The organism is Planococcus sp. S3-L1, assembly GCF_030063085.1.
Lineage (GTDB): Bacteria > Bacillota > Bacilli > Bacillales_A > Planococcaceae > Planococcus > Planococcus kocurii.
In genome coordinates, this window is record NZ_JASISN010000016.1 from 54,750 (window position 1) to 66,131 (window position 11,382).

Sequence of the window (11,382 nt, forward strand, 5' to 3'; positions counted from 1 at the left end):
CTTGATTCGACTCAGCACTCGGAGAGGCATTTCGATGCGGCAGCGGCCCGGATCCCTTTCAGCCGATGAGGATCTTCTCTTGAGAGCTTGCTGCATGTACTTCTTCTCGTCAACGTTTTATAGATGGTAAATCTATTTTACACCGTCAGCCTAATAAGTCAATGTTAGGCACCTGCATATTGTGAAACACGGGCGATAGCTTTGTCTTTGCCTAATAAAGAAATAGAGTCTGGCAATTCAGGTCCGTGCATTTGTCCGGTGATCACTACACGAATCGGCATGAATAGGTTTTTGCCCTTATGCCCTGTTGCTTTTTGAACGGCTTTGATTACTGCTTTGATTTCAGCTGGCTCAAAATTTTCAAGTGCTGCTAGCTGTTCTTTAAAAGCCGCCATCACTTCTGGCACTTGCTCAGCAGCCAAAATTTCTTTCTCCGCTTCGCCATACGTCAATTCGTCAGTGAAAAACTGTTCAGACAGCTCAGTGATTTCTGCACCATAGCTCATTTGATCGTGGTACAAAGCAACTAGCTTATTAGCCCATTCTTTTTGCTCAGCCGTCATTTCTTCTGGCAGTTTGCCTGCTTTTTGCAAATGCGGTAGAGACAATTTCACGACTTCTTCAAGCGGCAATTGCTTGATGTATTGGTTGTTCATCCACATTAATTTCTGTTTATCAAACATTGATGGTGATTTAGATAAGCGCTCCACATCAAAGATTCGAATAAATTCTTCTTTCGAGAAAATCTCTTCTTCACCTTCTGGAGACCAACCAAGTAGCCCAAAGAAATTAAATAAGGCTTCTGGAATGTACCCTAAATCTTTGTACTGTGAAATAAACTGCAAGATCGACTCGTCACGCTTCGATAATTTCTTGCGGTCTTCGTTGATGATTAACGTCATATGACCATAACTCGGGTAGTCCCAGCCAAATGCATCGTAAATCATCATTTGTCTTGGTGTGTTCGACAAATGCTCTTCGCCTCGGAAGACATGTGAGATTTTCATCAAATAATCATCGATAACAACCGCAAAGTTATACGTAGGAATACCGTTCGTTTTAACCATAACCCAGTCGCCAACATCTTTTGACTCAAATGAAATTTGCCCACGCACTAAGTCATTAAACTCATACGTAGTGTTAGCCGGAACTTTTGCACGAAGAGTGAATGTTTTTCCTGCTGTTTCTTTTTCAGCAACTTCTTCGGCTGTTAAATTGCGACAAGTGCCACTGTATTGTGGTGCTGCAATACCAGATGCTTTTTGTGCATCGCGTTCTGTTTCCAACTCTTCAGGCGTACAGAAACATTTATAAGCCAATCCTTTTTCAAGCATTTTCTCAGAATGCTCTTGATACGTATCCAACCGTTCCATTTGACGGTAAGGACCATATTCTCCGCCAATATCAATTGATTCATCGTGTTCAATACCTAACCATTTTAAATTATCCAACTGCGACATGATCCCGGTTTCAATGTTACGAGCCGTATCTGTATCTTCAATACGGATAATGAATTTACCATTATTGTGGCGTGCAAATAAATAGTTAAATAGAGCTGTACGGGCGCCTCCAATATGCAGGTGACCTGTAGGACTCGGTGCATAACGTACGCGTACTTCTTGTGTCATTTAATTTCCTCCTAAAATGTCTTATCCTTCTGCTATTCTATCACTCCGGGACATCAAGTGAAACCGGACGTTTTGTTAACAAAATCACTGCTAATGAAGCAATTCCTTCTTCACGTCCAGTAAATCCAAGATGCTCTGAAGTCGTCGCTTTGACGTTTACCTGCGAAACATCAGCTTCTAATAAGGTCGCAATCGATTCACGCATTTGCTCAATGTAAGGGGCCAGTTTCGGCTTTTGCGCAATAACTGTGCAATCAATATTGCCGAGTTCATAGCCTTGTTCTTTCACATATCCCCAAATATGCGTTAACAGTTTGCGGGAATCAGCATCTTTAAATTCTGGATCTGTGTCTGGGAAATGCTTGCCAATGTCGCCTCCACCTATCGCGCCAAGTGCTGCATCTGTGATGGTATGCAATAAAACATCCGCATCTGAATGACCAAGCAATCCTTTGTGATGTTCAATTTCAATACCCCCCAAAATAAATGGGCGTCCTTCAACTAATTGATGCACGTCATAACCTTGTCCAATTCGAATCATTTTTGTTCCTCCTGTAAGCGACTTTCCAGAATAGCTTTTCCATAAATCAAATCATCTGGCGTCGTCATTTTAATATTTTCGTATGTACTTTCAACAATCGCTACGGGTTGGTTTAAACGCTCAACAAGCATCGCCTCGTCAGTTCCCATAAATCCATCCTTGTGGGCTATGCGTGCTGCTTCTAAGATCAACGAGTAGCGGAATGCCTGCGGTGTTTGAATCATCCATAATTGATTGCGGTCAACTGTTTCTGTGATTACACCGTTTTCGGCTTTCTTGATCGTATCTTTTACCGGTACAGCAGCAATAGCCGCTCCTGATTGTTGGGCCGTTTCTGCTAATTGTGCAATTACTTTTTGATCGATAAAAGGTCGTGCTGCATCGTGAACCAAAACAACGCCACAAGGTGGAATCACTTCAAGACAGGCTCTAACGCTATCTTGCCGTTCTACTCCCCCTGTAGCGTAACCTTGTACTTTTGTCAGATTGTAGCGTTTTACATAGTCCTCTATCAATTCCTGCTCCTGCTCTTTGACCGCCAGCCAAATAGCATCACAATTGGGATCTTGCTGAAAAACGTCTAACGTATAAAGAAAAATGGGCTTGCCAAAAAGTTCGAGTAGTAATTTATTTTTATCAGCTTTCATTCGTTTCCCACTGCCAGCAGCAGGTAAGACCACTGTATAATTCATCGAAAACATCCTTATCTTTATGTTGCACGTTATTTGCCTTCACGCGGTTTGGCGAAAATCATTCGTCCTGCAGAAGTCTGCAATACACTCGTTACTGTCACATTGATCGCCTGACCAATAAATCCTTTGCCGCCTTCAATGACAATCATTGTCCCATCATCTAAATAAGCAACACCTTGATTTTGCTCTTTGCCGTCTTTAATAACCACGACGTGCATATCTTCTCCTGGAATCACGACAGGTTTTACAGCATTAGCTAAATCATTAATATTCAAAACAGGAACATTATGAAGTTCACACACTTTATTGAGGTTAAAATCGTTGGTCACGACTTTGCCGCCCATTTTCTTCGCAGCGCGCATCAATTTTAAATCGACTTCGCTCACTTCGTCAAAACTTTCTTCCGTGATCATAATCGCATCGACACGTTCGCTTTGAAGCCGTTTTAAAATATCCAACCCACGTCTGCCTCGCGTACGTTTTAAAGTATCGGAAGAATCGGCAATATGTTGCAACTCAGACAGCACAAATTGCGGCACAACAAACGTACCTTCCATAAAACCGGTTGCTGAGATATCGGCAATCCGACCATCGATGATGACACTCGTATCAAGCAATTTATAAGAAACTTTTTCAACAGGCTCTTCTGGCTCTGGCTTTTTCGCTGGTGCAAATCTAGCCGGCGTCAACATAGACAACATCTCTTCACGTTTTTTAAATCCTACCTGGAAACCTAAATAGCCAAGTACTACAGAAAGCACTAAAGGTGCCACTGTCGCAACTAGAAGAATATCAACCGTACTCAGTGCAAAGCCCACTAGGAAAGCTACTACAAGACCAATGACCATTCCTATCGTCCCGAATAACAGATCCGGTGTTGGAGTACGTAGCAATTTCTCTTCCATCCATTTCATAAAATTGATTAGCGAATCGACAAATAATAAAGACAGCAAGAAAAAAACAAGAGCCCCCACAATTGCCGCTACGTAAGGGTTGCTGATCCACGGATTGTCGAGAAGGGGAATAAGTTCAAATGCAGATGGCAATAATAAAATTCCGATTGTCGCACCAATAAGTAAAAACATAATTTGAATAATAGGTCTTAGCATAAGCTCCACCTCCTTTTTTTAATTATACACATTTTAAAACGAGAACGCTCCAATGACACCTGTTTAGAAATAAAAGGAGGCAAAATCGCCTCCTTACTGTGGAAAAATTTCTTTTAATGCATCGTTAACACTTTCTACACCGACTACGCGAATTCCTTCTGGATAATCCCAACCACCTAAATTAGATGCTGGAATAATCGCACGCTTAAAGCCTAGTTTTGCTGCTTCTTGAACGCGCTGCTCAATACGCGATACGCGTCTAACTTCACCAGTCAATCCGACCTCTCCAATAATACAATCATAAACGTTTGGCGCTTTGTCTCGGAAACTTGAAACAATACTTGCTAATACAGCCAAATCAATCGCTGGTTCGTCAAGCTTTACGCCACCCGCAACTTTAATGTACGCGTCTTGCGCTTGCAAAAGCATACCAACGCGCTTTTCTAGAACTGCCATCAATAAGGTCACTCGATTGACGTCAATTCCCGTTGCCATCCGTTTCGGATAATTAAAACTTGAAGGAGTCACCAATGCTTGAATTTCAACTAAAATCGGCCGTGTTCCTTCCATTGAAGCGACGACTGTTGAGCCTGCCGAACCACTCGACCGCTCTTGTAAAAATAGTTCTGATGGATTCAACACTTCTTTTAATCCACTTTGAAGCATTTCAAAAATCGCGATTTCATTTGTTGAACCAAAACGGTTTTTCACACTGCGTAAAATGCGGTATGTGTGGTGGCGTTCGCCTTCAAAATACAACACCGTATCTACCATATGTTCCAAAATCCGAGGTCCTGCAATTTGCCCTTCTTTGGTTACGTGTCCCACTAGAAAAATGGCAATATTTTTTGTTTTAGCGATTCGCATTAATTCTGCCGTACTTTCTCTTACTTGCGTCACACTACCCGGTGCAGAGGTGACTTCGGGGTGGTGAACAGTCTGAATTGAATCAATAATAACAAAATCAGGTGCTACATCTTCAATCGTGTGATGAATCAATTCAAGATTTGTTTCAGCGTAGATAAACAACTCAGAAGATGACGCATCTAAACGCTCTGCACGCAATTTAGTTTGTCTAATCGATTCTTCTCCGGAAATATATAATACCCGGTTCCCACTATTTGCAAGCATCGCAGAAACTTGCAACAGCAACGTTGATTTCCCGATACCGGGATCTCCTCCAATAAGTACCAGTGATCCAGGTACAATTCCACCACCCAGCACACGGTTTAATTCGCTGAGCTCTGTTTCTACTCGTGGTTCATCTTGCGTTTCAATGGCATTAATCGGTATCGCTTTTTGAGGAACCGCCGCACTATGTTGAAAAGCACCACGCGTCCCTTTAGGAGCAGCCACTTCTACTTCTTCAGTCATCGTATTCCATGCTGCACAGCCCGGACATTTCCCCATCCATCTAGCCGATTCATAGCCACACGACTGACAAATGAATTTCGTCTTTTTCTTAGCCATGTGTACCTCCTTAAATAGAAAAACCGCTCGCCGGAAAGTGACTCCGGAGAGCGGAATGTTCTTATTGTTTTTCTATTGCTACTTCTTTTTCTTTTTCAGACTCACTTGTACGAACGACAAATTCATCACCTTCTACATCAAAAATCATTTTTTGACCTGACAGAGCCGTGCCTTTTAATAGCTCTTCTGACAAACGATCTTCTACGTGTTTTTGAAGTGAACGACGCAGTGGACGAGCTCCATACTCTGGGTCATATCCTTCTTTCGCCACTTTTTCAAGCGCTGCTTCTGTTAACTCCAAATCGATATCCTGCTCTTTCAAGCGATCGACCAATTGTTTTGTCATCAACGTCACAATCTCTCTCAAGTTTTCTTTTTCAAGAGAATGGAAGACGATCATGTCATCTACACGGTTTAAGAACTCTGGGCGGAATGCTTTTTTCAATTCAGCAAGCATTTTCCCTTTCATGTCCTTATAATCCGTTTTTGCATCATCTAAATTAAAGCCAACGTATTTATTGTATTTTAGCTCTTCTGCCCCGACGTTTGAAGTCATAATAATGACCGTATTACGGAAATCGACTCTGCGACCTTTTGAATCCGTCAATCGACCATCTTCAAGAACTTGTAATAGAATGTTGAAGACATCTGGATGAGCTTTTTCAATTTCATCAAGCAGGACGACTGAATAAGGCTTTCTGCGAACTTTCTCCGTCAACTGTCCGCCTTCTTCATAACCCACATAACCTGGAGGCGAACCGACTAGACGAGAAGTCGAATGTCTTTCCATGTATTCAGACATGTCGATACGAATCATCGCTTCTTCATCGCCAAACATAGACTCAGCTAGGGCACGTGCTAATTCCGTTTTACCAACACCGGTTGGTCCAAGAAAAATGAACGATCCAATTGGACGTTTCGGATCTTTCAATCCTGCACGGGCACGTCGGATAGCTTTTGAAATAGACGTCACGGCTTCATTTTGGCCGATTACACGGTTGTGAAGAATAGACTCCAAGTTCAACAACTTATCCGATTCTGTTTGTGCCAATTTTGATACAGGAATACCGGTCCACATAGACACGACTTTCGCAATATCTTCTACTGTCACTTCAGACTCTTCTTTGCCTTGTTTTTCTTTCCATTCTTTTTTCGTTTTATCTAATTGGTTTTGCAATTTCTGTTCAGCGTCACGAAGCGAAGCCGCTTTTTCAAACTCTTGGCTTTGGACTGCTTCGTTCTTCTCAGAACGTGCAGCTTCTAATCGAGATTCCAACTCTTTTAAATCTGGTGGAGTCGTATACGAGCGAAGTCTTACTTTCGATCCAGCCTCATCAATCAAGTCAATCGCCTTATCCGGCAAGAAACGATCCGAAATGTAGCGATCCGACATCTTAGCTGCTGCTTCAATTGCTTCATCGGTAATTTTCACACGGTGATGCGCTTCATAACGATCACGCAAGCCACGGATAATTTGAATGGATTCTTCTACTGAAGGCTCATCTACTTGAATTGGCTGGAAACGACGCTCAAGAGCTGCGTCTTTTTCAATGTATTTGCGGTACTCATCTAACGTTGTCGCACCAATACACTGAAGTTCCCCGCGTGATAGTGACGGTTTTAAAATATTAGATGCATCAATTGCACCTTCTGCACCGCCAGCACCGATTAATGTATGAAGCTCATCGATAAACAGAATCACATTGCCTGCTTGACGAATTTCATCCATCACTTTTTTCAATCGATCTTCAAATTCACCACGGTATTTTGTTCCAGCAACTACTGTCCCCATATCCAAAACCATAACGCGCTTGTCGCGCAACGTTTCTGGAATTTCGTTGTTAACGATTTGCTGAGCCAATCCTTCAGCAATCGCTGTTTTACCAACACCAGGCTCACCAATTAACACCGGGTTGTTTTTTGTTCTACGGCTCAACACTTCAATGACACGTGTAATCTCATCACTTCTGCCGATTACAGGGTCCAATCCACCTTCACGAGCGACTTGCGTTAAATCACGAGCTAAGCCATCTAAAGTTGGTGTGTTTGCCGAAGCATTCGGACTCGTACCTGTTGATGCCTGCTCATTGCTCCCTAGAAGCTGCAACACTTGCTGGCGCGCCTTATTCAAGCTAACACCTGCATTTCCTAACACACGAGCCGCAACGCCTTCTCCTTCACGAATAAGCGCTAACAGTAAATGCTCTGTACCTATATAAGAATGGCCCAATTTACGGGACTCATCAACTGACAACTCAATCACTTTTTTTGCTCTTGGCGTGTAATGAACGATTGGACCAACGTCTTTTTCGCCAACACCCACTAATTCTTTAACACCTTCTTCGATCAACTGTGTGTTCACTTCAATCGCTTCTAGAGCTTTTGCGGCAATACCGCCACCTTCACGAATCAAACCGAGAAGAATATGCTCTGTACCGATTGATTCATGTTTCATGCGAATGGCCTCTTCTTGAGCTAATTGAAGAACTTTTTGTGCGCGTTGTGTAAATCGATTAAACATCATGCAAGATCCTCTCCTTCACTATTCATATCTATTTTATTCAATCGCTCCCGGAACAACTTCGCCCGAGCAAAGTCACGTTCTTTCGGTTGCAGTGGCTTGTCTGCATATTGCTGCAAAAATGCCGGCTGCATAAAAATCATTAATTCATTCAAAATCGACATATTCATATTTTGAATCATCTTTAAATCAATACCCAATCGAACATCTGACAGACAAGTCGCAGCTTCTTCCGTCGTCAGCAGTCTCGAATGGGTAAGAACACCAAGCGAACGATACACCCGGTCCTCTAACATTAAAGGTGAGTTTAACAATATGGCTTCACGTGCTTTACGTTCTTGCTGGATAATCTGTTCTGTCATATTCTCCAAATCTTGAAGAATTTCATATTCTGATTTACCAAGCGTTAATTGATTGGATATTTGATAAACATTTCCTAACGCCTCGCTACCTTCTCCATAAATACCACGTACTACCATACCAAGCCTTGAGATCGCGGGAATAATCCGTTGAATCTGATGAGACATAGTCAAAGCCGGTAAATGAAGCATAACCGAAGCTCTCATTCCAGTGCCAACATTGGTCGGACAGCTAGTCAGATACCCATACTTCTCATGAAAAGCATAAGACAAATTCTTTTCTAATAACGTATCTAGTTCACTTGCTATTTGATAAGCTTTTTGAAGCTGAAATCCAGATTGCAAGCTTTGAATCCGCAAATGATCTTCTTCATTTACCATAATACTCAACTCTTCGTTTTCAGACAATAAAACAGAGCCCGGGTGATAGCTATTCATAAGGTAAGGACTAATTAAATGTTTTTCTACAAGTACTTCTTTTTGTAATTGGGCAAGTTCGTCAATATTGATATGGCTAAAAGTATAATCTAACTCACTACCTTTATCTAATAATACAGAGGAAATTTCTTTATCCACTTTAAGTGCTTCGTCTTCTGTAAAGGCATACGGGAACTTAAAATCATTCAAATTTCTAGCTAATCTAATTCTTGTACTCATTGCAATATCTACATTGCTACCATCATTGGCCATCCAGCTGCTTGCCCGAGGTTGGAGAAACCGTTCAACTGCCATCTGGTGAACCCCCCTCAAGCGTTACGTTTAATCGTTTTACCTCGTCTCTTAATCTTGCAGCTTCTTCAAATTCTTCTTCTTGAATTGATACCTGCATTTGCTTTCGAAGTTTTTCAATCTCTTTTTTAATTTTTAACGTTGATCCGTAAGAAGCGGGTATTTTTCCCGTATGTTCTGTATTGCCATTATGAAATCGCTTGAATATTTCATTGAGTTGTGACGAAAATGTATCATAACAGGAAGCACATCCAAATTTTCCAAGCTTTAGAAAATGTGAAAAAGTAAAGCCACAAGAAGGACAAATAGCCACTTCTTTTTTTGGCCTGCTAATAGTCGCTTGCGAATTAGGGAACCAATTCGATAATAGTTGGTGAATAGCTAATGGATCCTGTTCAAAAGCAATATTGATACTATGATTTTCAGCAGCACAGATATGACATAACTGAAGCTCCATCACCTGTCCTAGCTGCTGTTTTTTCACTATTACTGATGCAGAACGTTCTCCGCACTGAGTACAAATCATCTTTTCACCTCTTTAAGTGTTCGATTCATATTTAATTGTAAAAAGCATCGCTATAAGAATCCGTGCACGGACTTCATCACGTATCGGAAGAGCCAACAGAAGAGTTGAACGATCTACTGCGCTTAGAATTAGTTTTGCCTCTCGTTTAGAAACAATCTCTTCATCCAGTAGCCTAAAAACAATGTCTTCTGCCATTACTTGAGTAGCTCCATGTTCCAACCTCTGTATTACTTCTGCAATTACGTCTGATTTTTGATGAAGTCTAATTCTCTTAATACGAATATATCCACCGCCGCCACGCTTACTTTCTACTAAATATCCACGATCAACAGTGAATCGAGTATTAATGACATAATTTATTTGAGAAGGAACACATTGAAATTTTTCAGCAACTTCACTGCGTTTAATTTCAATATGATCTCTCTCGCTTAATTCGATAACTTGTCTTAAATAACCTTCAATTACATCCGAAATGTTTCGCACCGTCTTCACCTCTTTAATACATAATATGATGAAATTGACTTTGACTATATTTGACTTAATTATACACCAAGCTTTTTAGAGATATCAAATAGTAAGTATCGAAAGGATTACTCACACCGATTGTAAACTTAAGTTCGACAACTAAAAAAGCCATTCGTAGTAAATTCACTATGTATTTTCCGACCAAAGAAAAATGGAGGAGCGATCACGGATGAACCGGTGATGGAAGCCTACCCCCTACCTGTGGCGCAAATTGCCAAACGTCTGAATCGCTTCCTGTAGCCAATTACAATGTCATCAATTTCCTGAAACCGAGCCACTCAACCCGCGATTATTAAACCTAGTCACAAAAACAAGAAACTCTGTGGTCGCCTTTTAGTTGCTTTACCGAAGTAATAAAAAATTTTATATCAAAAACTTGGTAGCTCAGAACTGAACACTAGACGTCACTCTAGGCCACGCAGAGATGATTCCATTCGCACGCTCTAGCGCATGTTCAAAAGGCGATTTCTTGATGTTGCCGCACTGCCAATGCAAGGGAAACGAAAGCTCAACGGCTACCAGGAACACCGATGCAATAGGCGTTCCAACGGCATATTTCTGAAAGAAAAGCCAATTATCCTTCGTTCCAAAAAAAGTTCGAGCATATCCGAGGCAACACCATTGCAGGTGCTCCCCACAAAAGTGCAGTAATCACACGGGTTGAAAGACTGACGAAAGTGATCATCACCTTGGTACCTGCAGGACGTAAGCCGTGAGGTACTAAATCCCCGTTGAATAAATGGTTTCAAAGAGTTCCAAGAAATTTGTTTAATTCCATCAAGTTTGATTGTGGCAAGGAATTTTCCAATTGGAACCATAGTGCGACCGGTACGACATATCGATTTATTTTGCGGATATTGGCCCACCTTCCCAGCGCGCCTTGAATGAACATTCCAATGAACTCCTTTGTAAAGATGGATTGCAGGCAGATGGATTAATCATTTCTACGATGACTGACTAACGGAATCATTTTTTTAAAAACCCTTGAAGCAATTCAGCTTCAAGACTCTTTACTCACTGTTCTATTTCGAAATATCAGCTACATTTCTTATTGAAGTACTATCAGTAGACCCAATGAAGGTGAAGGCATCATTCTTTATTTTCTTCAATAAACATACTTAACTTATCAACTACCATTTTTTATCGCGCTCTAATTTTTTCCATACAAAAAAGCCGTTACCGGAATCGGTAACGACTTTTTTTCATGTGCCCAGCGACGTCTTACTCTCACAGGGGGAAACCCCCAACTACCATCAGCGCAAAAGAGCTTAACTGCCGTGTT

The 11,382-nt window shown here is 41.4% G+C and carries 10 protein-coding genes, 1 rRNA gene and 1 other annotated feature (1 of these 12 cut by a window edge); all 11 genes read right to left on the reverse strand.

Annotated features, from left to right (window positions below):
- Window positions 1-122: a binding site (T-box leader), on the reverse strand (it extends 96 nt beyond the left edge of the window).
- 42 nt (window positions 123-164) lie between these two features.
- Window positions 165-1,628: a glutamate--tRNA ligase gene (gene gltX, locus QMF37_RS13865; protein ID WP_283478589.1), complete on the reverse strand. Its 1,464-nt coding sequence runs from the start codon at window positions 1,626-1,628 to the stop codon at window positions 165-167.
- Between the two features lie 40 nt (window positions 1,629-1,668).
- A complete protein-coding gene (gene ispF, locus QMF37_RS13870) occupies window positions 1,669-2,169 on the reverse strand; it encodes a 2-C-methyl-D-erythritol 2,4-cyclodiphosphate synthase (protein WP_283478590.1) in 501 nt (166 codons plus the stop codon).
- Window positions 2,166-2,861: a 2-C-methyl-D-erythritol 4-phosphate cytidylyltransferase gene (gene ispD, locus QMF37_RS13875; RefSeq protein WP_058386755.1), complete on the reverse strand. Its 696-nt coding sequence runs from the start codon at window positions 2,859-2,861 to the stop codon at window positions 2,166-2,168. The genes ispF and ispD overlap by 4 nt, the downstream gene beginning before the upstream one ends.
- 29 nt (window positions 2,862-2,890) lie before the next feature.
- Window positions 2,891-3,970, reverse strand: a complete 1,080-nt coding sequence (locus QMF37_RS13880; protein ID WP_058386756.1) for a PIN/TRAM domain-containing protein — start codon at window positions 3,968-3,970, stop codon at window positions 2,891-2,893.
- Window positions 3,971-4,063: 93 nt separating this feature from the next.
- Entirely contained in the window at window positions 4,064-5,440 is a 1,377-nt protein-coding gene (gene radA, locus QMF37_RS13885; RefSeq protein WP_058386757.1) for a DNA repair protein RadA, read from the reverse strand.
- 61 nt (window positions 5,441-5,501) lie between these two features.
- The gene (locus QMF37_RS13890; RefSeq protein ID WP_071153294.1) at window positions 5,502-7,964 is read right to left on the reverse strand and encodes an ATP-dependent Clp protease ATP-binding subunit; all 2,463 of its coding nucleotides are present in this window, start codon (window positions 7,962-7,964) and stop codon (window positions 5,502-5,504) included.
- Entirely contained in the window at window positions 7,961-9,052 is a 1,092-nt protein-coding gene (gene mcsB, locus QMF37_RS13895) for a protein-arginine kinase McsB (RefSeq protein WP_058386759.1), read from the reverse strand. The genes QMF37_RS13890 and mcsB overlap by 4 nt, the downstream gene beginning before the upstream one ends.
- Window positions 9,042-9,575 (reverse strand): UvrB/UvrC motif-containing protein, encoded by a 534-nt coding sequence (locus tag QMF37_RS13900; protein ID WP_058386760.1) that lies wholly within the window; start codon window positions 9,573-9,575, stop codon window positions 9,042-9,044. Before QMF37_RS13900 ends, mcsB begins: the two co-directional genes overlap by 11 nt.
- A 12-nt stretch (window positions 9,576-9,587) precedes the next feature.
- On the reverse strand, window positions 9,588-10,058 hold the full coding sequence (locus tag QMF37_RS13905) for a CtsR family transcriptional regulator (RefSeq protein WP_058386761.1): 471 nt from the start codon (window positions 10,056-10,058) through the stop codon (window positions 9,588-9,590).
- 787 nt (window positions 10,059-10,845) lie between these two features.
- Window positions 10,846-10,992 carry a hypothetical protein gene (locus tag QMF37_RS13910; protein ID WP_169835247.1) on the reverse strand — a complete coding sequence of 49 codons (147 nt, stop codon included), beginning with the start codon at window positions 10,990-10,992 and terminating at the stop codon, window positions 10,846-10,848.
- Between the two features lie 316 nt (window positions 10,993-11,308).
- Window positions 11,309-11,382 (reverse strand): 5S ribosomal RNA (rrf, locus tag QMF37_RS18290); the annotation flags it as partial.